Raw genomic sequence first — 25,422 nt, 5'->3', positions numbered from 1 at the left:
CCCGGAGCGTACGCGGGCCGCGGGCCGGCCGTGGTGCCGACCGGGCACGTGCCGCCAGGGCCGGCCGGGAGGCGTTGTCAGTGGCCGGTCGTAGGGTCGGCAAGGACGATGATGTCGTACCTGCCGGGAGGCACCGTGACCACGCTGGAGAATCGACCGCATACCGCCCTGGTCGTCATCGACGTGCAGAAAGGCGTCGTGGCGGGGGCGCACGAAAGGGACGCCGTCGTGGCCAACATCGCCGTCCTCGTGGACAGGGCGCGGGCCGAGGGCGCCTCCGTCGTGTGGGTGCAGCACAACAGCGACCAGCTGGTCAGCGGCACCGACGCGTGGTCCTACGTGCCCGAGCTGGTGCGGGCGGAGGCCGAGCCGCTGGTGCAGAAGAACTACGCCGACTCCTTCGAGGCGACCGACCTGGAAGAGGTGCTCGCCGGGCGCGGCATCGGGCGCCTGGTGGTCACCGGCGCCCAGACCGACGAGTGCGTCCGCGCCACGCTGCACGGCGCGATCACCCGGGGCTACGACGTGACGTTGGTGGAGGACGCCCACACCACGGAGGATCTGACGTCCTTCGGCGCCCCGCCCCCGGACAAGGTGATCGCCCACACCAACCTCTACTGGCGCTACCACGCCGCCCCCGGCCGCACCGCGGGCACGGTCACCACCGCCGACGCCGGCTTCGGCCCGGCGGAGAAGCCCGAGGACTGAGCCGGGCGGCGGTGCAGCCCGCGCGACCCGCGACCCGCAGCCGGACGGCCTGGCGTCACAGCGCCGGGCGGGTTCCCGGTGCCGGGCGGGCCTCCTCGTAGGCGGTGCGGGCCGCGCGGGTCGCCGCGCGGGTGGAGACCTCGGCGACCGGGACGTCCCACCAGGCCTCGGCGGGCGGGCCTTGCCTTGCCGGGTCGGTCTCGACGTAGACGGCCGTCGGGCGGGGGGATTCGCGGGCGGCGGCCAGCGCCGTGCGCAGCTCCTTGGCGCTGCCCGGGGTGAGGACGTCGAGGCCGAGGCTGGCCGCGTTGGCCGCCAGGTCGACCGGGAGCGGGGCGCCGGTGAAGTCGCCGCCCGCGCCGGGGAACCGGTAGGCGGTGCCGTAGCCCTCCGCGCCGACCTGCGCCGACAGGCCGCCGATCGAGGCGTAGCCGTGGTTCTGGACGATCACCAGGTTGACCGGGATGCCCTCCTGGACGGCGGTGACGATCTCCGTCGGCAGCATGAGGTAGGTGCCGTCGCCGACCAGGGCGAAGACCTCCCGGTCGGGTGCGGCGAGCCGCACGCCGATCGCGGCCGGGATCTCGTAGCCCATGCAGGAGTAGCCGTATTCGACGTGATACTGCTCGGGGTCGCGGGACCGCCACAGCTTGTGCAGGTCGCCGGGCATCGACCCGGCCGCGTTGATCAGCACGTCCCGGTCGCCGAGTACGGCGTCCAGCGCGCCGATGACCTCGGCCTGCGACGGCGGCCACGGCCCGTCCCCGTCGCCGAGGACCGTGTCCGTGAGCGCCCGCCACGCGGAGACGGCGTGCTCCCGCTCCGGTGCGCGGAAGCCCGCCAACTCGGCGGCAAGCGCCGCCAGTCCGGCCCGTGCGTCGCCCACCAGGGCCAGGCCCGACATCTTGTGGCCGTCGAAGGCGGCGGCATTGAGGTTCACGAAGCGGGCGCCGGGCGCGAAGAGCGAGCCCGACGCGGTGGTGAAGTCCGTCCAGCGGGTGCCCACGCCCAGCACCACGTCGGCCTCCCGCGCCGCCGCGTCCGCCGGGGCGGTGCCGGTGTGCCCGATCGCGCCCAGCGCCTGCGGGTGGTCCCAGCGCAGCGACCCCTTGCCGGCCTGCGTCTCCGCCACCGGGACACCGGTCGCCGCGGCGAACTCCGCCAGCGCCTGCGCCGCTTCCGCGTGCCGCACACCGCCGCCGGCCACGATCAGCGGGCGGCGCGCCGACCGCAGCAGCGCGGCGCCCTCGGTGACGGCGGCTGCGTCGGGCAGCGGCCTGCGTACGTGCCAGACCCGTTCGCGGAACAGCTCGTCCGGCCACTCGTGCGCCTCGGTCTGCACGTCCTGCGGCAGCGCGAGGGTGACCGCGCCGGTGTCCACCGGGTCGGTCAGCACCCGCATCGCCTGGAGCAGCGAGGCCGGCAGCATCTCGGGGCGCCAGATCCGGTCGAAGTACCGGGACACCGGGCGCAGTGCGTCGTTGACCGACACGTCGTAGGCCCATGGCACTTCGAGCTGCTGGAGCACCGGGTCGGCCGGGCGGGTCGCGAAGACGTCCCCCGGGAGCAGCAGCACCGGCACCCGGTTGACGGTGGCCAGGGCCGCGCCGGTGACCAGGTTCGTCGCGCCGGGGCCGATCGAGGTGGTGCAGGCCAGCGTGGACAGCCGGTGCTTCATCCGGGCGTAGCCGACGGCGGCGTGGACCATCGCCTGCTCGTTGCGGCCCTGGTGGAAGGGCATCGCCTCGGGCCCGGCCTCCAGCAGTGCCTGGCCGACGCCCGCGACGTTGCCGTGCCCGAAGATGCCCCACATCCCGGCGACCGTGCGGTGCCGCACCCCGTCCCGCTCGGTGAACTGCACCGACAGGAAGCGGACCAGTGCCTGTGCGACGGTGAGTCTCATGAGCCGTCGTCCTCCCGTGCCGGGGCCTCGTACAACGGCAGCCGCGGGTCAGGGCGCCCGCCCGCCCAGCTGTCCCGCACCCACGCGTGCGCCGGGTCGTCGCTGATCAGCCAGGACCGTGAAGGGCCGGGCCCGGCCATGACGTTGAGGTAGTACATGTCGTAGCCGGGCACCGCCATGCTCGGTCCGTGCCAGCCGTCCGGGATCAGCACCGCGTCGCCCGAGCGGACCTCGGCCAGCACGTCGGTGGCGCCCCGCGGCGAGGGGTAGACCCGCTGGTAGCCCATGGCGCCCTGGCCGCCGGCGAGTTCGTAGTAGTAGACCTCTTCGAGCCGCGACTCGTGCGGGCCCGCCTCGTCGTGCTTGTGCGGCGGGAAGGACGACCAGTTGCCGCCCGGGGTGAGCACCTCCACCGCGATCAGCCGGTCGCACTCGAAGACGTCGGCGGCGGCGAAGTTGTTCACCTGGCGGCTGGCGTTGCCCGCGCCGCGCAGCTCCACCGGCACTCCGGCCGCCGGGCCGTAGCGGGCCGGCAGCCGCCGCGAGCAGCGCGCCCCGGCCAGCGCGAAGCGGCCGCCCGTGGTGGAGGCGACCACCGCGTGCGCGTCCCGCGGCAGGTACCCGAAGTCCGTCACCCCGGAGAAGACGTCGGCGCGGCCGTGCAGCGCGAAGGCCTCCCCGTCGACAAGTACCGTGCACGCCCCGGCCAGCGGCAGCACGATCCACTCGCTGTCACCGGTCCCGAACGCCCGCTGCGCGCCCGGCTCCAGGGTGAGCACGCGCAGTGCCGAGTACGCCCAGCCCGCCGACGCCGGGTCGATCCACAGGTCGTAGCCGTCGCGGCCGCTGCGGCCCGCAGGCAGGTGCGTCACGCCCGGCCACCTCCCATGCCGGGTACGGGGTTTGCGCCGCCGGAGGCCGGCGGATCGACGTCCCGCACCGCATGTCCCGCGCCGGGTACGGGGCTTCCGTGCCGCCGCGGTGTGCGGGCCGGCGCGGGGTGGTGAGGGGCCGCGGTGCGGCGGCGGGCCTGCTGGTGGTTCATGTGCCGTCAACTCCCGGATGCGGCTGCGAGTTTCCGCCCGGCCCGGCGCCTGCCCCTGAGCCCGGCCCGGCGCCTGACCCCCGGCCCGGCCCGGTCACCGCCTCGATCTCCGCCCGGGTGGGCATCGCGTCCGCGCAGGCCAGCCGGGAGGCGACGATCGCGCCCGCCGCATTGGCCGCCCGCAGCACCTCGGGCAGCGGGTCGCCGGCGAGCAGGCCCGCGCACAGGGCGCCGCCGAAGGCGTCGCCCGCACCGAGGCCGTTGACCACCTCCACGGGCAGCGGCGGCGCCACGTACTGCTCCTTCGCGGTACGGACCAGGGCGCCGGCCGGCCCCTGCTTGACCACTGCCGTGCGCACGCCCCGGCCCAGCAGCAGCGCGGCCGCCTTCTCCGGGTCCGCGCTGCCCACCGCGACCTCGACCTCCGCCCGGTTGCCGACCGCGACCGTGGCGTACGACAGCGCGCGGGCGTAGAGGGCAGGGGCCTGCGCGGGGTCGGCCCAGAAGCCCGGCCGCCAGTCGAGGTCGAACCACACCTCGGCGCCCGCACGCCGTTCGAGCGCCGCGAAGACCGTGGAGCGGGTGGGTTCCACGGCGAGGGCGGAGCCGGTGATCCACAGCGCGCGGGCGCCGCGTACAGCCGCCGCCACGGCGGGCTCGTCCAGCAGGCCCGGGGCCAGGCACTCGTCGGGCGCGACGGGGCGGCGGTAGAAGTGGATCGGGAAGTCGTCGGGCGGGAAGAGCTCGCAGAAGACCACCGGGGTCTGCGTGCCCGGCACCGTCGTGACGAGGCCCGCGTCCACGCCGAAGCCGGTGAGCGCGGTGCGCACGAAGTCCCCGAAGGGGTCGGGTCCCACCGCGCTGAGCACCGCCGTCCGCAGGCCCAGGCGGGCGCCCGCCACCGCGACGTTCCCCGCGGTGCCGCCCAGGTATTTCGCGAAGCTGCGCACCTCGGCGAGCCCGACACCGCTCTGCTCCGGGTAGAGGTCCACCCCGACCCGTCCGACGGTGACGACGTCGGGGGGCCCGGCGTCCTGCCCCGCCGCGCGGGTGCCACCGGGAAGCGGCGCCGGTCCCGCCGGGCCGTCCGGCCTCACGGCTGCTCCGTCCGGGCCAGCAGCCAGTCGAGGGAGGTCCGCACGTCCGCGAGCGGGCCCGCGCCCGGCGGCGGCTCCGACGCCAGGACGGTGTCCTGCTCCATCACGTACCAGCCGGTGTAGTGCGCCGCGTCCAGCGCCGCCAGCAGGGACGGCAGGTCCAGGTCGCCCTGGCCCAGAGGGCGGTAGAGGCCGCCGGCGACCGCGGAGGTGTAGGAGGTGCGGCCGGAGCGTACCGCGGCCGCGGTGGCCTCGTGGACGTCCTTGAGGTGGACGTGGGCGACGCGGGCGGCGGCACGCCCGGCGAGGGCCACGGGGTCGGTGCCGCCGATCAGCAGGTGCCCGGTGTCCAGGCACAGGCCGATACCGCTGCCGTCGAGGACCCGGTCGACCTCGGCCGGCCCCTCGACCACGGTGCCGACATGCGGGTGCAGGGCCGCGGTGACGCCGAGGGACGCCGCCAGGGCGGCGATCTCGTCCAGCCGGGCCAGCAGCGTCCGCCAGCCCGCCGCCCCGACCTCCGGGCGCTCGTCGTAGCCGTCGAGGCCGGTCGCCGCGGCCAGCACGAGGGTACGGGCGCCGGCCGTCGTGAAGCGGTCGAGCGCGGCCCGCACGTCCGGCAGCGGGTCGTGGCCGGGGTCGTGCAGCACCGCGGGCACGAAGCCGCCCACGGCCGTGACGCCGTACGCGGCCAGCAGCGGCCCCGGCAGGAAGCCGTCGGGCCCGAACTCGCTCGCCGTGACACCGAGCCCCGCCATCTCGTCGAGCACCCGCTCCGGGGTCAACTGGTGCCCCCACCCCGGCACTTCGCACACGCCCCAGGAGATCGGCGCCGCCGCGATCCGGTCCCGCCTCACGCGACCACCCCGTTCCGCCCGTTCGTTCCGCCCCGGCTCAGCGCGTCGCCCCGGCAGGCCCGCGCGGCCGCCTCGACCTCGGCGACCGGCACCGGGCGCCGCTCCCGGCGGGAGAGCTCGCAGGCCTCGGCGACCAGCAGGGCGCGCAGCGCGTCCCGACCCTCGCAGGGATTGGCCTCGGTGCCGCGTGCGACGCGCAGGAAGGTGTCCAGTTCGGCCCGGTAGGCCGAGCAGAAGCGGTCGAGGAAACCCGACCAGGGCGTGCGCGGCGGGGCGGCCGCGCCGGCTTCCACCGAGGTCAGCGGGGTGCGGGCGGCGACGCCCACCGCGACCTGGTCGTCGGTGCCTGCCAGCTCCATCCGCACGTCGTACCCGGCGGCGTGGTAGCGGGTCGCCGTCGCGGTGGCCAGCACCCCGCCCTCCAGGGTGAGCAGCACCGCCCCGGTGTCGGCGTCGCCGGCGGCACGGAAGAAGTCCTCGCCGACGTTCGCCCCCGCCGCGTACACCTCGGTGACGGCCCGTCCTGTCACCCAGCGCAGTATGTCGAAGTCGTGGATCAGGCAGTCCCGGTACAGGCCGCCGGACAGCGGCACGTAACCGGCCGGCGGCGGCGCGGCGTCGGAGCTGACGGTCCGTACGGTGTGCAGCCGGCCGAGCCGCCCGCAGGCGACCGCCTGCCGGGCGGCGGCGTAACCGGGGTCGAAGCGGCGCTGGAAGCCGATCTGGAGCACCGCGTCCGCGGCGGCCACCGCGTCCAGGGCGGCGACCGTGCCCGCCAGGTCCAGCGCGATCGGCTTCTCGCAGAAGGCCGGCACCCCCGCCCGCGCCGCGCGGGCGATCAGGTCGGCGTGCGCGGCGGTCGCCGAGGCGATGACCAGCGCGTCCGGCCGTGCCGCGAAGAGCTGCTCCACCGGCAGGGCGCGGCCCCCGCAGTCGGCGGCGACCTGCCGCGCGCGGGCCGGATCCGCGTCGGCGACCAGCAGCTCGCCGACGTCGGGGTGCGCCTGGAGCGTCCCGGCGTGGAAAGCGCCGATCCGTCCTGCGCCGATGAGTCCGATCCGCATACCTGCTCCTGCCCCTTCGGAAGAGGAGACGTGACGGCTGTGCGCGCCGTCCCAACCTCCCTCGCCACCCGCACCTGTGTCAACGCTTTGTCCGGACATAAGGACTACCCGTCATGATGCGGTCCCGCTACGCTCCCAGCGTGCCCAAGCACGAGCCCGCACAGCTGCGGCTCGCCGTGGACCGGGCGAGCCCCGTACCGCTGTACTTCCAGCTTGCCCGCCAGCTGGAGACCGCCATCGAGGACGGTGCGCTCACCCCCGGCAGTCTGCTCGGCAACGAGATCGAGCTGGCCGCCAGGCTCGGCCTGTCCCGCCCCACGGTCCGGCAGGCCATCAGGTCGCTGGTCGACAAGGGCCTGCTGGTGCGCCGCCGCGGTGTCGGCACCCAGGTGGTGCACACCGGGGTGGCCCGCCCGCCGGAGCTGAGCAGCCTCTACGACGACCTCGCCGCCGCCGGCCTGCACCCCACCACCCGGGTGCTGCACAACACCCGCGGCCCGGCACCCGCAGAGGTGACCGCCGCCCTCGGGCTGCCGGAGTCCTGCCCGGTCACCGTGGTGCACCGGCTGCGGCTCACCCGCGGCGAGCCGATGGCCTACCTGTGCAACTACCTGCCCAGCGACCTGCTCGACCTGCCCACCGGCGAACTGGAGACCAGCGGCCTGTACGCCCTGATACGGCGGCACGGCATCACCCTGCACAGCGCCCAGCAGAGCGTCGGCGCCAGGACCGGCACCGCCGAGGAGTGCGGGCTGCTCGGCGAGCCGGCGGGGGCGGCGCTGCTCACCATGCGGCGGGTCAGCTACGACGACCGCGGCCGGCCCGTCGAATACGGCGCACACGTCTACCGGGCCTCGCGCTACACCTTCGAATTCCGGCTGCTGGTCCGCGGCTGAGCCGCATACCGCAGGCCGCGACCCCGTGGCGGCCTCCCTGCGGAAGGGATGCCGTACCTCTTGACGGATACTTGGCCCGCCGGGATGGTCGTCGCTCGAAGCGTTTCGCAGCACTTCCACCACGGCTGCAACAGAGACGGAACGGAAAGGCGGGGCTCGTGGCGATGGCAAGGGCGGGAACGAGGGCGCTGGGCGCTGTGCTGGCGGTGGTGCTCGGCGCGGCCGGGCTCGCCGGCTGCAGCAGCACCGGCGGCAAGCGCGCGGAGGACCGGGCCAAGCAGCTCGCGGCGAACGGGTCGGCGGTCGACACGCCGAAGTGGACGATCGCCATGGTCACCCACTCCGGCGCGGGCGACACCTTCTGGGACATCGTCCAGAGCGGCGCCAAGCAGGCCGCGGCCAAGGACAACATCAAGTTCGTCTACTCCAGCAGCGACCAGGGCGACCAGCAGGCCCAGCTGGTCCAGGCCGCGATCGACAGCCACGTCGACGGCCTGGTCGTCACCCTCGCCAAGCCCGACGCGCTGAAGGCCGTCGTCGCCAAGGCGGTCAAGGCCGGCATCCCGGTGATCACCATCAACTCCGGCGCCGCCGAGTCCCGGCAGGTCGGCGCGCTGACCCACATAGGCCAGGACGAGACCATCGCGGGCAACGCGGTCGGCGAGGAGCTGAACACCCGCGGCAAGCAGCACGCCCTGTGCATCCTGCACGAGCAGGGCAACGTCGGCCTCGAACAGCGCTGCGCCGGCGTCAAGGAGAAGTTCAAGGGCCGCACGGACAACCTCTACGTCAACGGCACCAACATGCCGGACGTGCTGTCCGCGATCCAGGCCAAGCTGCAGTCCGACAAGTCCATCGACTCCGTCGTCACGCTGGGCGCGCCCTTCGCCGACACCGCCGCCAAGGCCAAGAAGCAGTCGGGGTCCGGCGCCGAGATCGACACCTTCGACCTGAACCCGCAGGTCGCGGCCTCCCTCAAGAACGGCACCATCGGCTTCGCCGTCGACCAGCAGCCCTACCTCCAGGGCTACGAGGCAGTGGACCTGCTGTGGCTCTACCGCTACAACAAGGACACCCTCGGCGGCGGCCTGCCGGTGCTCACCGGCCCGCAGATCGTCACCAAGGACGACGCCGACGCGCTGCTGTCGTACGCCAAGCGGGGGACCCGATGACCGACCTGGCGCTCGCCCCGGACGAGCGCCTCGCACCGCGCTCCACCGCGCGGCGGCTGCTCGGCCGGCCCGAGCTGGGCGCGGTCGTCGGCGCGGCCGCCGTCTTCCTGTTCTTCTCCTTCGCCGCCGACCCCTTCCTCCAGTGGTCGAGCTTCGGCACCGTCCTGTACGCCTCCTCCACCATCGGGATCATGGCGGTGCCGGTGGCGCTGCTGATGATCGGCGGCGAGTTCGACCTGTCGGCCGGTGTGATGGTGACCAGCTCCGCGCTGGCCTCCTCGATGTTCAGCTTCCAGATGACCGCGAACGTCTGGGTCGGCATCGGCGTCTCGCTGCTGGTGACCCTGGCCTTCGGCGCCTTCAACGGGATCATGCTGGTGCGCACCAAGCTGCCCAGCTTCATCATCACGCTGGGCACCTTCCTGATGCTGACCGGCCTGAACCTGGGGCTGACCAAGCTGATCAGCGGCACCGTCGCCACCAAGTCGATCGGCGACATGGAGGGCTTCCCCGCCGCACAGAACGTCTTCGCCTCGCACTGGACGATCGGCTCCGTCGACCTCCAGGTGACGATCCTGTGGTGGCTCGGCCTGGTCGCCGTCGCCACCTGGGTGCTGCTGCGCACCCGGGCCGGCAACTGGATCTTCGCCGCCGGCGGCAACGCCGACGCGGCCCGCGCCGTCGGCGTCCCCGTGGCGCGCACCAAGGTCGGCCTCTACATGGCGGTGGCCTTCTGCGCCTGGATCTCAGGGCAGCACCTGCTCTTCTCCTTCGACGTGGTGCAGTCGGGGGAGGGCGTCGGCAACGAGTTCCTGTACATCATCGCCGCCGTGATCGGCGGCTGCCTGATGACCGGCGGCTACGGCAGTGCCATCGGCTCGGCGGTCGGCGCCTTCATCTTCGGCATGACCAACAAGGGCATCGTCTACGCCCAGTGGAATCCCGACTGGTTCAAATTCTTCCTCGGGGCGATGCTGCTGCTCGCCACCCTGCTCAACGCCTGGGTCCGCAGGCGGGCGGAGGCCACCGCATGACCGCGACGACCGACAAGGCGGCCGCGCCGCTGATCGCGCTGACCGACGTCTCCAAGTCCTACGGGAACGTCCGCGCGCTGCGGGGCGTCTCCCTGGAAGTGCACGCCGGAGAGATCACCTGTGTCCTGGGCGACAACGGTGCGGGAAAGTCCACCCTCATCAAGATCATCGCCGGGCTGCACCCGCACGACTCGGGCGACTACCGGGTGGTCGGCGAGCAGGTCAGGCACGCCTCCCCGCGCGACGCGCTGGACCGCGGCATCGCCACCGTGTACCAGGACCTCGCCGTGGTGCCGCTGATGCCCGTATGGCGGAATTTCTTCCTCGGGTCGGAGCCCACCAAGGGGCGCGGCCCGCTGCGCCGGCTGGACGTGGCCACCATGCGCGGCACGACACACGCCGCGCTGCTCCGGATGGGCATCGACCTGCGCGACGTCGACCAGCCGATCGGCACCCTGTCAGGCGGTGAGCGGCAGTGCGTGGCGATCGCCCGTGCCGTGCACTTCGGCGCCAGGGTGCTGGTGCTCGACGAGCCCACCGCCGCGCTCGGCGTCAAGCAGTCGGGAATGGTGCTGAAGTACGTGGCCGCGGCGCGCGACGCCGGGCTCGGTGTGGTGCTGATCACCCACAACCCGCACCACGCCTATCTGGTCGGGGACCGCTTCGTCCTGCTGAAGCGGGGCACGATGTCGGGCAGCCACCTCAAGAAGGACATTACGCTTGACGAGCTGACCCGGGAGATGGCCGGGGGCAGCGAGCTGGACGAGCTGACGCATGAGCTGAGCCGCACACCGGCGGACACAGAGCCCGTGCACGCCACCGACCCGGAGACCCCCGCTTGAGTGCCAATCGTGAACGTGTGTACCGCGGCAGCGCCGCCCGATCGACGGTGTGGCGGAATGTCAGCGGCTCGGAGCGCCGGGAGAGACGCAGCCACCTGACGGCACCCCGGGTGCCGACCGTCGGCATCGACATCGGCGGCACCAAGGTGATGGCCGGGGTGGTGGACGCCGACGGCGTCATCCTCGAACAGCTGCGCACCGAGACCCCCGACAAGTCCAAGAGCCCCAAGGTGGTCGAGGACACCATCGTGGAGCTGGTCCTCGACCTGTCCGAGCGGCACGACGTGCACGCGGTCGGCATCGGAGCCGCGGGCTGGGTGGACGCCGACCGCTCCCGCATCCTCTTCGCCCCGCACCTGTCCTGGCGCGACGAACCGCTGCGCGACCGGCTCGCCGAACGCCTGCTGGTCCCGGTCATGGTCGACAACGACGCCAACACCGCGGCCTGGGCGGAATGGCGCTTCGGCGCGGGCCGCGGCGAGCCCGACCTGGTGATGATCACCCTGGGCACGGGAATCGGCGGCGCGATCCTGGAGGAGGGCCGGGTCAAGCGGGGCCGCTACGGGGTCGCGGGCGAGTTCGGCCACATGCAGGTGGTGCCGAGCGGCCACCGCTGCGCGTGCGGCAACCGCGGCTGCTGGGAGCAGTACAGCTCGGGCAACGCCCTGGTCAGGGAGGCCCGCGAGCTGGCCGCCGCCGACTCGCCCGTCGCCTACGGGATCATCGACCGGGTCGGCGGCAATGTCGGGGACATCACCGGGCCGCTGATCACCGAGCTGGCCAGGGCCGGCGACCCGATGTGCGTGGAGCTCTTCCAGGACATCGGCCAGTGGCTCGGCGTCGGCATCGCCAACCTCGCCGCCGCACTCGACCCGTCCTGCTTCGTCATCGGCGGCGGCGTCAGCGCGGCGGACGATCTGCTCATCACCCCCGCGAGGGACGCCTTCCGGCGCACGCTGACCGGCCGCGGCTACCGGCCGGAGGCCAGGATCGCCAAGGCCGAGCTCGGCCCCGAGGCGGGCATGGTCGGCGCCGCGGACCTGGCAAGGCTGGTCGCCCGCCGCTTCCGCCGCGCCAACCGCCGCAGGGTCGAGCGCTACGAGCGCTACGGCAAGATCACCGGCCGGCAGGGGGCCGAGTCGTGACGACGACCCCCGAGAAGGAGGCCGCACCCGGCTACCGCGACCCCGGCGGCCCCGCGGCCGACGGCGCCGCGACCGCCCCCGGGCGCGCGCCGGGCGGCCCCGCGGGCGAGGGCCCCGGCGGGCCCGGCGGCGAAGGCCCGGGCGGCGGCCGCGGCGGCGACGGGTCCTCCGCGCTGCCACCGCGGGAGATCCCGCGCTGGATGCGCTGGGTGGTGGTGCCGCTGCTGGTGCTGGTCCCGCTCGGCTACGTGATCATCTCCGCCGCGCAGAGCCGCGACAGCGGCCAGGACGTGCAGAAGCAGGCCGCCGTACGCCATCTGACGTGGGTCGTCCCCAGCGAACTCCAGCGCCGCATCTACCAGGTGCCGATCCCCGACGGCACCGTCCACGACGGCTACCTGGAGACCAACTCCTGGGACACCAGCGAGTTCTACTGCCAGTTCACCACCACCGCCGGCGGCCTCGACACCTTCCTCGCCCAGCTCGGCACCTCGCGGGCCGCGCTGCGCGACGGCAAGGTCGCGATCAGCGCCGAGCAGTCGGCGCAGGTCGGCTGGAACTTCGCGGTGCCGGGCCACCTGTGGGCGGGTATGTCCTCCCACCAGGCAGGCGACAAGCCCGACCACGACATCACCGTCGACTTCACGCACGCCGACACGCCCGTGGTCTACGTGGTGTCCACCGTCAACTTCCAGCACGGCTTCGGGGGTGGGTGACCCGGCCGGCCCCCGGAGTCGGTAGCGTGAAGCGATGAGCGAGCTGACGACCGACGCGCCCTTCGGCGCCGCAGCCGACTACGCGGCCGGCTTTCCGGCGGACCGCGCGGCCGACTACGACGACATGGACGACATGTACGCAGGAGCGCCGCCGCTGCAGTACCGCTTCGACGGCCCCGACCGGGCACCCGTGCTGGTGCTCGGCCCGGCCCTCGGTGCGACCTGGCACATGTGGGACCGGCAGCTGCCGATGCTCACCACGAACTGGCGGGTGCTGCGCTACGAGCTGCCCGGGCACGGCGGCGCGCCGGCCGAGCCCGCCTCCTCGGTCGACGACCTGGCGCGGCGGCTGCTCGCCGTGCTGGACGACGAGGGCATCGACACCTTCGGCTATGCCGGCTGCGCGCTCGGCGCGGCCATCGGCGCCCGGCTGGCACTGCTGCGGCCCGACCGGGTCGCAGCCCTCGCCCTGGTGTCGGCCGCCGCCCGCTTCGGCACCGCCGACACCTGGCGGCAGCGTGCCGTGGTGGTGCGCGCCAACGGCCTGGAGCGCACCGCGCAGGCCGGCCCGAAGCGCTGGTTCACCGACGCCTTCCTCGCCACCCAGCCGGCGATCACCGGCTGGGCGGTGCAGATGGTCGCCACCACCGACCCGGCCTGCTACGTGGCCGCGTGCGAGGCGCTGGCCGCCTTCGACATCCGCGACTCGCTCGGCAGCATAGGAGTCCCCACCCTGGTGGTCGCGGGCGCCGACGACACCGAGACCCCGCCGGCCGACGCCCGGCTGCTGGTCGCGGGCATCCCCGACGCGCGGCTCGCGGTCGTCCCCGCCACCGGCCACCTCGCACCCGTCGAGGAACCCACCGCGGTCGGCGAGCTCCTTGCCACCCACTTCGGCACCGCCTGGCAGGACCACGCCTCCACCGCGGTGCCGCTGCCCCCGCCGCCGGTCCCGCCGGTGCCGCCCGCCAGGATCCCGGCGTCCGCCACCCCCGACCGGCTCGCCGAGGGCGCACGCATCCGCAGCGAGGTCATCGGCGACAGCGCGACCACCGACCGGCCGCTCGCCGCGGGCGACGGCTTCGGCAGCGGCTTCGACGCCTTCGCCACGCGCTACGCCTGGGGCGAGATATGGGCCAGGCCGGGCCTGGACCGGCGTACCCGCGCCTGTGTCACGCTCACCGCGCTGACCGCGACCGGCCAGCTCGCCGAGCTGGCCGACCACGTCAGGGGCGCGCTGCGGATCGGGCTGAGCCCGGCCGAGATCGAGGAGGTGCTGCTGCACACCGCGGTCTTCTGCGGGCTGCCCGCGGCACGGGCCGCACTGGCCGCGGCACGCACCGTGGTCGAGCAGGAGACCGGCGGGCATCCGTAGCAGGATGGGATGAGGGCGCCGCCGCGCGCGGCGCCCGGCACACGACCCCCAGGGGGTGCCCGTGGGCTCACGGGCACCCGAGAGTCCGACCGACGCGTACCGGCGAGGGTGGAATCCAGTGAAGCTGACCAAGAAACGGCACTCCTGCGTCCGGATGGAGAAGGACGGGCTGACGCTCGTCATCGACCCGGGTGTCTTCAGCGAGCAGGACGCGGCGGTCGGCGCCGACGTCATCCTGGTCACCCATGAGCACCCCGACCACTTCGACCCGCAGCGGCTGCACGCCGGCCTCGAGGACAACCCCGCGGCCGAGCTGTGGACGCTGGCCAGCGTCGCGGACCAGCTCTCCGCGGCCTTCCCCGGCCGGGTGCACACCGTGGGGCACGGTGACACCTTCACCGCCGCGGGCTTCGACGTCCAGGTGCACGGCGAACTGCACGCCGTCATCCACCCGGACCTGCCCCGGATCACCAATGTCGGATACCTGGTGGACGGCGCCGTCTTCCATCCCGGCGACGCCCTGACGGTGCCCGGCTACCCGGTGGACACCCTGCTGCTGCCGGTGATGGCACCCTGGAACAAGATCTCCGAGGTGATCGACTACGTCCGCGAGGTCAAGCCGCGCCGTGCCGTCGACATCCACGACGCGCTGCTGACCGACCTGGCCCGGCCGCTGTACGACACCCAGATCGGCAACCTGGGCGGAGGCGCCGCGCACGTGCGCCTCATGCCGGGCGACGGCACCGAGACCTGACCGACCAAGGCGTACGGCCCGCTGTCGTACCCAGCCGCTAGGTTGGTGGACATGCGCATCGCGACCTGGAACATCAACTCGATCACCGCCCGGCTCCCCAGGCTGCTCGGCTGGCTGGAGAGCAGCGGCACGGACGTCCTGTGCGTCCAGGAGACCAAGTGCAGCGACGAGCAGTTCCCCTACGACGAGCTGCGCGAGCTGGGTTACGAGGCGGCGGTCAACGCCGACGGGCGGTGGAACGGCGTGGCGCTGATCTCCCGGGTGGGCCTGGCCGATGTGGTCAAGGGCCTGCCGGGGGGCCCGGCGTACGAGGGCGTCCAGGAGCCGCGGGCGGTGGCCGCGACCTGCGGCCCGGTCCGGCTGTGGTCGGTCTACGTGCCCAACGGCCGCGAGGTCGGCCACCCGCACTACGCGTACAAGCTCGAGTGGTTCGAGGCGCTGCGTGCCGCCGTCGCCGACGACGCGGCGGCCGAGCTGCCCTTCGCGGTCCTCGGCGACTACAACGTGGCACCGACCGACCAGGACGTCTGGGACATCGCGGTCTTCGAGGGCCAGACGCATGTCACCGCCCCCGAGCGCGACGCGCTGGCCGCGCTGCGCGGCACCGGCCTGACCGACGTGGTGCCGCGCCCGCTCAAGTACGACCACCCCTTCACCTACTGGGACTACCGCCAGCTCGGCTTCCCGAAGAACCGCGGCATGCGCATCGACCTGGTGTACGGCAATGGGCCGTTCGCCAAGGCGGTCTCCGACGCGTATGTGGACCGTGAGGAGCGCAAGGGCAAGGGCGCCTCCGACCACGCCCCGGTCGTGGTGGACCTCGACATCTGACGGGAAGGCGGTCCCCGCCGTCCGCCGTCCGCGGATCCGCCGTCGGCGAACGGCGCCCGCGGGGCACCGCAGGCCGCGCTACGTTCCCGCCATGGAGACCGTAGAGCTGCTGCCGAACCTGCACATGCTGCGCTTCCCCGTCGGCGCCGCCTATCTGTGGTCGGAGCCCGGCACCGGCCCCGGCGACCGCGCCCTGACCCTGATCGACACCGGCGCGGCGGGCTCCGGTGAAGGCATCGCCGCGGCGGTGCGCGGCCTCGGCCACGACCCGGCGGACATCGGGCAGGTGGTGCTGACCCACTTCCACCACGACCACACCGGCTCCGCGGCCGAGATCCGCGCCTGGGGTGGCGCCGCCGTCCTGGCGCACCGGCTGGAGGCCCCGGTGATCCGGGGCGAGGCCGCGGGCGCGCCGCCGGTGTTCGCCGACTGGGAGCGCGCGATCTTCGACAGCCTCCCCCCGCTGCCGCCCGCCCCGCCGGTGGAGGTCGACCGCGAACTGGAGGACGGCGACACGCTCGGCTTCGGCGGCGGCGCCGAGGTGGTGTGGGTGCCGGGGCACACCGACGGCAGCATCGCGATCCACCTGCCGGGCCCGCGGATCCTCTTCACCGGCGACACGGCGGCGAACGTCGAGGGCCACACGATGCCAGGGGTGTTCAACAGCGACCCGGCCCGCGCCCTCGCGTCCTTCCACCGGCTCGCCGCGCTCGATGTGGACGTGGCCTGCTTCGGCCACGGCGACCCGATCACCGGCGGCGCGGCCGCGGCACTGCGAGGGGCGGTGGCCGGGAGCGGGGGCTGAGCGCGGCGGGCCGCCGCGCCCGGGGGCGCGGGCCGCGCGCCTGATATCGGCAGGCCGGACGCGGTGCGAGTCTTGGCGTATGGACATCCCCCTGATCACCCGGTGGCGAAAGCGGCACGTCCCGACCGGCATCGCGGTCTTCGGCAACGGGGGAGGGCCGGATTCCGCTTCGCTCGCCGAACTCCTCGGCGAGTGCCACCTGCTGCGGGAGCGCGCGGCGGGCGACGGGGTCGAACTGGACGATTCCGCCGCCTCGTTGACCGCGCTGGACCAGCTGGTGCCCAGCTGGCGCGACGAGGAGGAGCTGACCCTCGACCGGCTCGGCAACGACGCGGGCCTCTACCTCGGCACGGTCATCGTCCGCACGGTCCGCGGCGCCGGCTGGCAGCTGTGGCCCAACGGCCGCCCGGTGGTGCGCCTCGCGACCGGCCGGGTGATCGACACCGTCGAACTGGGCCACGGCTGGGCCGAGAACGGCAGCCCCGGGCTGTCCCAGGTGCTCGCGGAGACCGCCGAGGTCTGATCAGCGGCGATGCAGGCACCTGGCCCGCACGCCGGCCGCCGGTCCTGTGCGGGTGCCCGTGCGCGACCCGCCCCGCACGGGCAGCCGCGCCGGGCCGGTGCGGGTACGTCCATCGGGGGACCCGCCGTCACTCGAACCGGTGGCGAGGCCCCCGTGGTGGGGGACGGTCAGGGCGTGTCAAGGGCGAGGTCGACCGGCTGCGGTGCGGCATATGTGCATGATGGCGGCAGACGTTCCCCTGACTCACCCCTTGACCCACCATCAGCCTGGCACCGGAGGCACCACGTGGACTCCCTACAGCAGCTGCCGAACATCGGGGCGGTGCTCGCCGACCGTCTGCGCCGCGCGGGCGTCGACGACGCGGGCGAACTGCGCCGGCTGGGCTCGGGCAGGGCCTTCGAGAAGATCCGCCCCGACCTGCCCGACGACGCCTGCACCCATACCCTGCTGGCCCTCGAAGGCGCCCTGCGCGGCATGCGGTGGACCGCGATCCCGCAGACGGAACGCGACACGCTCGTCAACCGCGTGCTGGGCTGACGTCCGCGGTATGCCGTCGGAACCACTGATCGTCCTCAGCGGCGTCAACAAGCACTTCGGGCAGCTCCACGTCCTCAAGGACATCGAGTTGACCGTGGGACGCGGCGAGGTCGTGGTGGTCATCGGCCCCTCGGGTTCCGGCAAGTCCACGCTGTGCCGCGCGATCAACCGGCTGGAGCCGGTGGAGTCGGGCACCATCACCGTCGACGGGCGGCCGCTGCCCGCGGAGGGGCGCGCCCTGGCCCGGCTGCGGGCCGACGTCGGCATGGTCTTCCAGTCCTTCAACCTCTTCGCCCACAGGACCGTGCTGGACAACGTGATGCTGGCTCCGTTGAAGGTCCGCCGCCGCGGCAAGGCGGCCGCCGAGCGCAAGGCCCGCGAACTCCTCGACCGGGTCGGCCTGCCGGCGCAGGCGGACAAGCTGCCCGCCCAGCTGTCCGGCGGCCAGCAGCAGCGGGTCGCGATCGCCCGCGCGCTGGCCATGGACCCCAAGGCGATGCTCTTCGACGAGCCGACCTCGGCCCTCGACCCGGAAATGATCAACGAGGTGCTCGAAGTGATGCAGCAGCTCGCCGAGGAGGGCATGACGATGGTCGTGGTCACCCACGAGATGGGCTTCGCGCGGTCGGCCGCCGACCGGGTGGTCTTCATGGCCGACGGGCAGATCATCGAGGACCGGGCGCCCGAGGAGTTCTTCACCGACCCGCGCACCGACCGGGCGCGCGACTTCCTGTCCAAGATCCTCCACCACTGACCGGCCGGGGACCCGATGCGCCGCACCCCCAGGCTCGCCGCCGCCGTCCTGCTGGTGCCGGCCGCCCTCGCCCTGGCCGCTGGCTGCGGCCGGGAGGGCAGCCCGCCCGCCAAGGGGCCCCGCCCGGGCGACCTGCCCTCCTACCACGTCGACAGCGGCTTCTCGCTGCCCGCCTCGCCCACCTGGACCGCCGCCCACCGCCGCGGCAGCCTGGTCGTCGGCGTCAAGGACGACCAGCCGTATCTCGGCGAGCGCGACCCCGCCACGGGGACGTACTCCGGCTTCGACATCGAGATCGCCAGGATGGCGGCCGCCTCGCTCGGCTTCCCCGTCGACCGGATCACCTTCAAGGCCATCGCGTCGGCCAACCGGGAGACCTCGCTGGCCAACGGCCAGATCGACCTCTACGTCGGCACCTACACCATCAACGCGCTGCGCAAGCGGCAGGTGGGCTTCGCCGGCCCGTACTACCTGGCGGGCCAGGGCCTGCTGGTGCGCTCCGACGAGCACGGCATCGGCGGCCCGCGGGACCTCGCGGGCAAGAAGGTCTGCTCCGCCGCCGGCTCCAGCTCCATCCAGCGGATCGAGGCCGACTACCCCGACGCGCGGCCGGTCACCTACGACACATACTCGGTGTGCGTGGACAACCTGCTCACCTACCAGGTCGACGCGGTGACCACCGACGACTCGATCCTGCTGGGGTACGCGGCCAAGGCCCCCGAGGAGATGAAGGTGGCCGGCAGGCCCTTCTCGAAGGAGCCCTACGGGATCGGGCTGTCCAAGGGCGACACCGCGCTGCGGTACGCGCTGGACGACGCCGTCGTCGCCCACGAGCGCAACGGCGACTGGAAGCGGGCCTACGCCGCCACCCTCGGGCTGTCCGGGGTGCCCGCGCCCACCCCGCCGCCGGTGGACCGCTACCGGGGGAGCGGCGCGTGAACGTCCTGACGAACAACTTCGCGCTCTACGGAAGGGGCCTGTGGGGCACCGTCCGGCTCACCCTGCTCGCCGGCGCCCTCGCGCTGGGCCTCGGGGTGCTGATCGCCGGCTTCCGGGTCTCACCGGTCAAGGCACTGCGGGTCTTCGGCACCGCATGGGTGACCGTGCTCCGCAACACCCCGCTGACCCTGCTGTTCTTCGCGGTGCTCCTCGGCCTCCCGCGGTTCGGCGTGGTGCTGCCCTTCACGGTCTTCGCGGTGCTCGCGCTGGGCGGTTACACCTCGGCCTTCGTCTGCGAGGCGGTGCGGGCCGGCATCAACACGGTGCCGCTCGGCCAGGGCGAGGCGGCCCGCAGCCTGGGGATGAGCTTCTCCCAGACGCTGTCGCTCGTGGTGCTGCCGCAGGCGGCACGCTCGGTGATCCCGCCGATCGGCTCCACCCTGATCGCGCTGGCCAAGAACTCCGCGATCGCCGGCTCCTTCTCGGTGACCGAACTGCTCGGCACCTACAAGCCGCTCAACGAGATGGGCTACGGCATCGTGTGGATCTTCGTGTGGATCGCGGTGGGCTATCTGATCGTGACGCTCACCCTGGCGGGGATCTTCGCGCTGCTTGAACGGAAGCTGGGGGTGGCCAGGTGACCGCCGGCAGCGCCCTCTACGACATCCCGGGGCCGAAAGCGCTGGCCAGGCACCGGCTGTACGCCGTGATCGCCACCGCGCTGCTGGCCGGGCTGGCCGGCTTCGTCGTCTACAAGCTGGTCGACACCGGGCAGTTCTCGGCCGTCAAATGGCGGCCCTTCGCCTACGAGGGCATCCAGCGGCTGCTGCTGACCGGCCTGGCCAACACCCTGGTGGCCTTCGGCTGGGCGGCGCTGGCCTCGCTCGTCTTCGGGGTGGTCTTCGCCGCCGGGCGGCTCTCCGACCACCGGGTGGTGCGCTGGGCGTGCACCCTGGTGGTGGAGTTCTTCCGCGCCATGCCGCTGCTGGTGATGATCTTCTTCATCTTCATCGCGCTCCGGCTCGACCCGATGCTCTCGCTGATCATCGGCCTGACCCTCTACAACGGCTCGGTGCTCGCCGAGGTCTTCCGCGCCGGGGTCGACGCGGTGCCGCGCGGCCAGCGGGAGGCGGCCTACGCCCTGGGGATGCGCAAGACCCAGGTGATGGGCCACGTGCTGGTGCCGCAGGCCGCCAGGGCGATGCTGCCGGCGATCATCAGCCAGCTGGTGGTGGCGCTCAAGGACACCTCGCTGGGCTACCTCATCACCTACCAGGAGTTCCTGTACTCGGGGAAGCTCATCGCGACCAACCTGGACTACGACCTGCCCTTCATCCCGGTGGTGATGGTGATCGCCCCCGTCTACATCGGCATGTGCGTGCTGCTGTCGTGGTGCGCCAACGGGATCGCCGGATACGAGCGGCGCAGCGCCAGGACCGGGAACATCGCGGTGCGGACCCAGCTGCCCGAGGAGGTCTGAGCGATCCCCGCCCGCGGGTGGGCGGCCGATGTGCGGCGGGTGGGGCGCGATCCCGGTTTGTCCGCCCTGCGGTCGGGCAGCCGAACCCCAGGGACGGTCCGACCTTGCGAGGAGAGAGACGCCGCCATGGACGACACCATCACCCAACACCCGGTCATGAGCGAAACCGACCTCGCCGAACTCGCCCAGCAGCTGCGGGTGGATTCGGTCCGGGCCGCCGCGGCCGCCGGATCCGGGCACCCGACCTCCTCGATGTCCGCCGCCGACCTGATAGCGGTGCTGCTCGCCCGGCACCTGCGCTACGACTTCGACCGGCCCGAGCACCCGGCGAACGACCACCTGATCTTCTCCAAGGGCCACGCCTCGCCGCTGCTGTACTCCGCCTACAAGGCCGCGGGCGCCATCACCGACGAGGAGCTGCTGACCTTCCGCAAGCTCGGCAGCCGCATCGAGGGGCACCCCACCCCGCGGCTGCCCTGGGTCGACGTGGCGACCGGATCGCTCGGCCAGGGCCTGCCCATCGGCGTCGGCGTCGCCCTCGCCGGCAGCCGCCTCGACGACCTGCCCTACCGCACCTGGGTGCTGTGCGGGGACAGCGAGATGGCCGAGGGCTCGGTCTGGGAGGCCTTCGAGCACGCGGGCATGGAGGGGCTCGACCACCTCACCGCGATCATCGACGTCAACCGGCTCGGCCAGCGCGGCCCCACCCGGCACGGCTGGGACCTGGACGCCTACGCCCGAAGGATCCGGGCCTTCGGCTGGAACACGGTGGAGATCGACGGCCATGACATCGAAGCCGTCGACCGGGCCATGACCACCGCCCGCGAGACCCGCGGCGCCCCCACCGCGATCATCGCCCGCACCCGCAAGGGCCGCGGCGCCACCGAGGTCGAGGACCGTGAGGGCAAGCACGGCAAGCCGCTGGCCGACCCCGACAAGGCCATCCGCGAGCTCGGTGGCCCGCGCGACCTGCGGGTCCACGTCCAGGCGCCGCCCGACGTCGAACCGCCCGCCCGCGGTGGCGGCGACCCGCACACCGCGCTGCCCCGCTACACCACCGGCGGCGACCCGGTGGCCACCCGTACCGCCTTCGGCGAGACGCTGGCCGCGCTCGGCTCGCTGCACGACGACATCGTGGTGCTCGACGGCGAGGTCGGCGACTCCACCAAGGCCCAGCTCTTCGCCGCCGACCACCCCGAGCGCTACATCGAGGCCTACATCGCCGAGCAGCAGATGATCGCCGCCGCCGTCGGTGTCGGGGTGCGCGGCTGGACGGCCTACGCGTCCACCTTCGCGGCCTTCCTGACCAGGGCCCACGACTTCCTGCGGATGGCCGCCATCAGCCGCTCGGCGATCAACGTGGTCGGCACCCACGCGGGCGTCTCGATCGGCGAGGACGGCCCCTCGCAGATGGCCCTCGAGGACCTGGCCATGATGCGGGCCATCCACGGCACCACCGTGCTCTACCCCTGCGACGCCAACCAGACCGTCCAGCTGGTCACCGCCATGGCCGACCGGCCCGGCATCAGCTACCTGCGGGCCACCCGCGGCGAGGGCCCGGTGATCTACGGGCCCGGCGACGCCTTCCCGATCGGCGGCAGCAAGGTGCTGCGCTCCCACCCCGACGACCAGGTCACCCTGATCGGGGCCGGTGTCACCGTCCACGAGGCGCTGGCCGCCGCAGACCAGCTGGTCGCCGACGGGACACGCGCCCGGGTCATCGACCTGTACTCGGTCAAGCCGGTCGACACCCAGACCCTGCGCACCGCGGCCGAGGACACCGGGCGCTTCGTGATCGTCGAGGACCACCACCCCGAGGGCGGCCTCGCCGACGCGGTCATGGAGTCCTTCGGCAACGGCCACCCGGCCCCCCGGCACACCCGGCTCGCCGTCCACACCATGCCCGGCTCCGCGACCCCCGCCGAGCAGCTGGACGCGGCGGGGATCAGCGCTCCGGCCATCGCCGCGGCCGCCCGCAAGCTGGCCGCCACCTGAGCCACCGGCCACCACCTGAGCCACCGGCCACCGGCCGCCACCTGAGCCGCCTGATCCACCTGACCCCCCGCCACCTGAGCGCGCCGACCCCGCCGGCCGGAGCACGGCCGGCGGTCGGCCGTGCCGCCCTGGCGTGCCGTCCCGCCGTGCCGTCCCGCCGTGCCGTCCCGCCGTGCCGTCCCGCCGTGCCGTCCCCGGCCCCGCCGACCTCCCGGACCATCCCCGTCCGGCAACCGCAGGAACGCGCCCGGCGGAACCCGATGTGACGCCCGGGTAGCTTCACGGCGTCCCGCCCATTGACAGCGCCCCCCGCGGCCCTGAGCCTTGATCGACGTCAGCGTCGACGCAGGGGAGGGGCCTCATGGCCGCCAGGTTTGGCATGGGCAGCAGCAGGAGCGCGGGAACCGGGACGGCGGCGCAGGAAGCGCCGGCGACGGGACGCCGCAGGGCGGCAGGACTGGGGGCCGCGGCGCTCGGCGGGGCCCTCGCGCTGACCGCGGCGGCCGTCACCCCGGCCGCGGCCCACACCGGCGGCCACCCGGGCGCCGGGCACGGCAAGCCGGCCGTCCACTACGTGGCCCTCGGCGACTCCTACACCTCGGGGCCCGCCATCCCCACCCAGGTCGACGCGAACTGCGCCAGGTCCGACCGCAACTACCCGTCGCTCGTCGCCGCCGCCGGGCGCTACGCGAGCTTCACCGACGTCAGCTGCGGCGGCGCCACCACCGCCCAGATGTGGCAGGCGCAGGGCACCAACGGACCGCAGCTGGACGCCGTCGACCGGGACACCACCCTGGTCACCCTCCAGATCGGCGGGAACGACATCGGCTTCGGCTCGATCATCGCCACCTGCGCCGGTCTGAGCGTCACCGACCCGGCCGGCAGCCCCTGCAAGCAGCACTACCGGGCGAGCGGCGTCGACCAGCTCACCGTCAACGTCGTCAAGACCGCGCCGAAGATCGCCCAGGTGCTGCGGGACGTCCACCGCAGGGCGCCGCACGCCGAGGTCGTCGTGGTCGGCTACCCCGACCTGCTGCCCGACGACGGCGTCGGCTGCTTCCCCGCCGTGCCCTTCGCCGCCGGCGACTTCCCGTACCTGCGGGACACCGAGAAGTCGCTCAACACCATGCTGAAGATCGTGGCGCTGTTCGGCGGCGCCGAATACGTCGACACCTACCGGCCGACCGTGGGCCACGACATGTGCAAGGCGCCTGCGGACCGCTGGATCGAGCCGCTCGTGCCCGCCTCACCCGCCGCGCCCGCCCACCCCAATGCCAAGGGCGAGCAGGTCATGGCGCAGGCCGTCACCGCCGGGATCGGCGGCCGCAGCCCGGGCCGCTGACGTTCGCGCCGACCTTCCCGCCGGTGATGCGCAGGTGGGAGGCCCTCGCAGGTAAGGCGACCCTGAGTCGCGGGCGCGCGCGGGGTCATGGATCATCGATCCATGCCGGTCCTGATAGCCGCGTGCGCCTTCGCGATGACCCTCGTCGGCGGGTTCGTCGCCCAGCGCATCGGAGACCGCCGCCACCTCGTCCTCGGACTCGCCGCCGGGCTGATGCTCGGCGTCGTCGGATTCGATCTGCTGCCCGAGGCGCTGGAGACCCAGCCGCGGGTGGTCTTCGGTGTGCCCGCGGCGCTGCTGATGTTCGTCGCCGGCTTCCTCGCGCTGCACATCATCGAGCGCTCGGTCGCCATCCACCGCGCCCACGAGGGCGAGTACGCGCCGCACGCGCACGGCCACGGGCACGCCCACGACCCGGTCAAGGGCATCGGCATCACCGCGGCCGTGGCACTGGTCGGGCACAGTGTCATGGACGGCTTCGCGATCGGGGCGGCCTTCCAGGCCGGCAGCACCGTCGGCATCGTGGTCGCCATCGCCGTCGTCTCGCACGACTTCGCCGACGGCTTCAACACGTACACGATCACCCGCATGTACGGGAACGGCCAGCGCCGGGCGCAGCTGCTGCTCGGAGCCGACGCCATCGCCCCGGTGGCCGGCGCGGCCGTGACGCTGGCCTTCACCATCCCGTCCGGCGCGCTCGGCCTCTACCTCGGCTTCTTCGCCGGATTCCTGCTCTACCTGGCGACCTCCGACATCCTCCCGGAGGCGCACAGCCCGCACCCGTCCAGCTCCACGCTGCTGTGCACCGTCGCAGGCGCCGGCATCATGTGGCTGGTGATCGGTCTCGCTGACTGAGCTTCTTCGACGTCGCCGCGGCCTGCTTGGTGACATCGGCCACCAGCTCCACCACGTCCGAGCCGTACGCCTGGGAGTTCACCACCCGCAGCAGCAGGCAGAAGGTGGAGTCCACCCCGTGTTTGCGGGCCAGCCGCACGTGGTGCCTGGCCAGGTAGCGCACGGCCGCCTGGTTGGCGATCCCGCGCTGGCCGGAGGACAGGAAGACCGGCCGGTCGTTGCCGGTGTCGCCGGCCGACGCCAGCCGGGCCAGCAGCACGTACTCGACGGCGCCCTTCTCCAGCCGGTAGGTGTCGTTGCCGAGGGTTATCGCGCCCTGCTCGGGACCGGGCGCCGGATCGACGTTGATCTCGACGCCCGGCAGCATCGAGCGCAGGTGCGCCCCGAGCCGCAGGTTCTCCGCGGGCCCGCCGATGCAGAACTCGGTGCGGGCGCCGAAGCCCTGCCAGGCGGTGTCGTGCGCCAGCACCTCCGCGTGCGCCCCGCACTCCTTGATCACCGCGGCCAGTTCCAGCAGGGCGAAGGCGTCGTGCCGAGCCACGCTCCAGCCCCGCGACCCCGGGTCGCGGGGCACCACCAGGAGGCACTCGGAGTCCTTCGGCAACCCGAAGAACCGCTGCTTGCGCTGCAGCCTGCGCTGCCACAGGTAGCTGCGGGCGAACCAGCCGAGCGCCACGCAGACGGCGGCCGCGGCCAGGCCAAGGACGAGATTGCGGAGGTCGTCGCTCATGGCGCGGCATCGTAGCGGTGTTC

The 25,422-nt window shown here is 73.5% G+C and carries 26 protein-coding genes; 20 read left to right on the top strand and 6 right to left on the bottom strand.

The genetic code is table 11. The features are described 5' to 3' along the window. Positions 1–135: 135 nt before the first annotated feature. Positions 136–708 (top strand): isochorismatase family protein, encoded by a 573-nt coding sequence (locus tag ACGFMP_RS28065; RefSeq protein WP_393675801.1) that lies wholly within the window; start codon positions 136–138, stop codon positions 706–708. A gap of 55 nt (positions 709–763) precedes the next feature. Here the strand turns inward: ACGFMP_RS28065 and iolD are convergent, their stop codons facing one another. The 5 genes from iolD to ACGFMP_RS28040 all read right to left on the bottom strand — a co-directional run bounded on the left by iolD (position 764) and on the right by ACGFMP_RS28040 (position 6,674). Further along, positions 764–2,611, bottom strand: a complete 1,848-nt coding sequence (iolD, locus tag ACGFMP_RS28060) for a 3D-(3,5/4)-trihydroxycyclohexane-1,2-dione acylhydrolase (decyclizing) (protein ID WP_393675800.1) — start codon at positions 2,609–2,611, stop codon at positions 764–766. Beyond that, complete coding sequence (gene iolB / locus ACGFMP_RS28055) at positions 2,608–3,483, bottom strand: 5-deoxy-glucuronate isomerase (RefSeq protein ID WP_393675799.1); 876 nt, start codon at positions 3,481–3,483, stop codon at positions 2,608–2,610. The genes iolD and iolB overlap by 4 nt, the downstream gene beginning before the upstream one ends. A gap of 169 nt (positions 3,484–3,652) precedes the next feature. Beyond that, positions 3,653–4,753 (bottom strand): 5-dehydro-2-deoxygluconokinase, encoded by a 1,101-nt coding sequence (gene iolC / locus ACGFMP_RS28050; RefSeq protein ID WP_393675798.1) that lies wholly within the window; start codon positions 4,751–4,753, stop codon positions 3,653–3,655. Next, positions 4,750–5,610 (bottom strand): TIM barrel protein, encoded by an 861-nt coding sequence (locus ACGFMP_RS28045; protein ID WP_393675797.1) that lies wholly within the window; start codon positions 5,608–5,610, stop codon positions 4,750–4,752. The genes iolC and ACGFMP_RS28045 overlap by 4 nt, the downstream gene beginning before the upstream one ends. Then, the gene (locus tag ACGFMP_RS28040; protein ID WP_393675796.1) at positions 5,607–6,674 is read right to left on the bottom strand and encodes a Gfo/Idh/MocA family oxidoreductase; all 1,068 of its coding nucleotides are present in this window, start codon (positions 6,672–6,674) and stop codon (positions 5,607–5,609) included. The genes ACGFMP_RS28045 and ACGFMP_RS28040 overlap by 4 nt, the downstream gene beginning before the upstream one ends. Positions 6,675–6,790: 116 nt before the next feature. On the opposite strand from ACGFMP_RS28040, the gene ACGFMP_RS28035 reads away from it, so the two are divergent. From ACGFMP_RS28035 to ACGFMP_RS27945, 19 genes are all read left to right on the top strand, one after another. Next, entirely contained in the window at positions 6,791–7,570 is a 780-nt protein-coding gene (locus tag ACGFMP_RS28035) for a GntR family transcriptional regulator (RefSeq protein WP_393675895.1), read from the top strand. Positions 7,571–7,758: 188 nt separating this feature from the next. Further along, positions 7,759–8,742, top strand: coding sequence for a sugar ABC transporter substrate-binding protein (locus tag ACGFMP_RS28030; protein WP_393675894.1), 984 nt, complete (start codon positions 7,759–7,761; stop codon positions 8,740–8,742). Then, entirely contained in the window at positions 8,739–9,776 is a 1,038-nt protein-coding gene (locus tag ACGFMP_RS28025; protein ID WP_393675795.1) for an ABC transporter permease, read from the top strand. Before ACGFMP_RS28030 ends, ACGFMP_RS28025 begins: the two co-directional genes overlap by 4 nt. Beyond that, positions 9,773–10,618: an ATP-binding cassette domain-containing protein gene (locus tag ACGFMP_RS28020; protein ID WP_393675794.1), complete on the top strand. Its 846-nt coding sequence runs from the start codon at positions 9,773–9,775 to the stop codon at positions 10,616–10,618. The genes ACGFMP_RS28025 and ACGFMP_RS28020 overlap by 4 nt, the downstream gene beginning before the upstream one ends. Beyond that, positions 10,615–11,763 carry an ROK family glucokinase gene (locus tag ACGFMP_RS28015; protein ID WP_393675793.1) on the top strand — a complete coding sequence of 383 codons (1,149 nt, stop codon included), beginning with the start codon at positions 10,615–10,617 and terminating at the stop codon, positions 11,761–11,763. Before ACGFMP_RS28020 ends, ACGFMP_RS28015 begins: the two co-directional genes overlap by 4 nt. Then, complete coding sequence (locus ACGFMP_RS28010; protein WP_393675792.1) at positions 11,760–12,479, top strand: hypothetical protein; 720 nt, start codon at positions 11,760–11,762, stop codon at positions 12,477–12,479. Before ACGFMP_RS28015 ends, ACGFMP_RS28010 begins: the two co-directional genes overlap by 4 nt. Positions 12,480–12,513: 34 nt before the next feature. Then, positions 12,514–13,854: an alpha/beta fold hydrolase gene (locus ACGFMP_RS28005; protein ID WP_393675791.1), complete on the top strand. Its 1,341-nt coding sequence runs from the start codon at positions 12,514–12,516 to the stop codon at positions 13,852–13,854. 118 nt (positions 13,855–13,972) lie between these two features. Then, positions 13,973–14,608 (top strand): MBL fold metallo-hydrolase, encoded by a 636-nt coding sequence (locus ACGFMP_RS28000; protein WP_393675790.1) that lies wholly within the window; start codon positions 13,973–13,975, stop codon positions 14,606–14,608. Positions 14,609–14,659: 51 nt separating this feature from the next. Further along, on the top strand, positions 14,660–15,439 hold the full coding sequence (locus ACGFMP_RS27995) for an exodeoxyribonuclease III (protein WP_393675789.1): 780 nt from the start codon (positions 14,660–14,662) through the stop codon (positions 15,437–15,439). A 91-nt stretch (positions 15,440–15,530) separates the two neighbouring features. Then, a complete protein-coding gene (locus ACGFMP_RS27990) occupies positions 15,531–16,244 on the top strand; it encodes an MBL fold metallo-hydrolase (RefSeq protein ID WP_393675788.1) in 714 nt (237 codons plus the stop codon). Between the two features lie 79 nt (positions 16,245–16,323). Further along, positions 16,324–16,767 carry a DUF6278 family protein gene (locus ACGFMP_RS27985; protein ID WP_393675787.1) on the top strand — a complete coding sequence of 148 codons (444 nt, stop codon included), beginning with the start codon at positions 16,324–16,326 and terminating at the stop codon, positions 16,765–16,767. Between the two features lie 285 nt (positions 16,768–17,052). After that, positions 17,053–17,304 (top strand): TfoX/Sxy family DNA transformation protein, encoded by a 252-nt coding sequence (locus ACGFMP_RS27980; RefSeq protein ID WP_393675786.1) that lies wholly within the window; start codon positions 17,053–17,055, stop codon positions 17,302–17,304. Positions 17,305–17,314: 10 nt separating this feature from the next. Further along, positions 17,315–18,058 (top strand): amino acid ABC transporter ATP-binding protein, encoded by a 744-nt coding sequence (locus tag ACGFMP_RS27975; RefSeq protein ID WP_393675785.1) that lies wholly within the window; start codon positions 17,315–17,317, stop codon positions 18,056–18,058. Between the two features lie 15 nt (positions 18,059–18,073). Beyond that, on the top strand, positions 18,074–18,997 hold the full coding sequence (locus tag ACGFMP_RS27970) for a glutamate ABC transporter substrate-binding protein (protein WP_393675784.1): 924 nt from the start codon (positions 18,074–18,076) through the stop codon (positions 18,995–18,997). Continuing rightward, a complete protein-coding gene (locus ACGFMP_RS27965; RefSeq protein WP_393675783.1) occupies positions 18,994–19,638 on the top strand; it encodes an amino acid ABC transporter permease in 645 nt (214 codons plus the stop codon). The genes ACGFMP_RS27970 and ACGFMP_RS27965 overlap by 4 nt, the downstream gene beginning before the upstream one ends. Then, entirely contained in the window at positions 19,635–20,477 is an 843-nt protein-coding gene (locus tag ACGFMP_RS27960) for an amino acid ABC transporter permease (protein WP_393675782.1), read from the top strand. The genes ACGFMP_RS27965 and ACGFMP_RS27960 overlap by 4 nt, the downstream gene beginning before the upstream one ends. Before the next feature lie 156 nt (positions 20,478–20,633). Next, a complete protein-coding gene (locus ACGFMP_RS27955; protein ID WP_393675893.1) occupies positions 20,634–22,472 on the top strand; it encodes a transketolase in 1,839 nt (612 codons plus the stop codon). 379 nt (positions 22,473–22,851) lie between these two features. Beyond that, positions 22,852–23,814, top strand: coding sequence for an SGNH/GDSL hydrolase family protein (locus ACGFMP_RS27950; protein WP_393675892.1), 963 nt, complete (start codon positions 22,852–22,854; stop codon positions 23,812–23,814). Between the two features lie 102 nt (positions 23,815–23,916). After that, positions 23,917–24,669: a ZIP family metal transporter gene (locus ACGFMP_RS27945; protein WP_393675781.1), complete on the top strand. Its 753-nt coding sequence runs from the start codon at positions 23,917–23,919 to the stop codon at positions 24,667–24,669. Here ACGFMP_RS27945 and ACGFMP_RS27940 read toward each other — a convergent pair. Beyond that, on the bottom strand, positions 24,638–25,399 hold the full coding sequence (locus ACGFMP_RS27940) for a hypothetical protein (protein ID WP_393675780.1): 762 nt from the start codon (positions 25,397–25,399) through the stop codon (positions 24,638–24,640). The two genes, ACGFMP_RS27945 and ACGFMP_RS27940, sit on opposite strands and share 32 nt — an antisense overlap. Positions 25,400–25,422: the final 23 nt, after the last annotated feature.

It is taken from the genome of Streptomyces sp. NPDC049040 (assembly GCF_043197715.1).
Lineage (GTDB): Bacteria > Actinomycetota > Actinomycetes > Streptomycetales > Streptomycetaceae > Actinacidiphila.
Note: the sequence above shows the minus strand (reverse complement) of the source record. Positions and strands in the feature narration are given on the sequence as shown.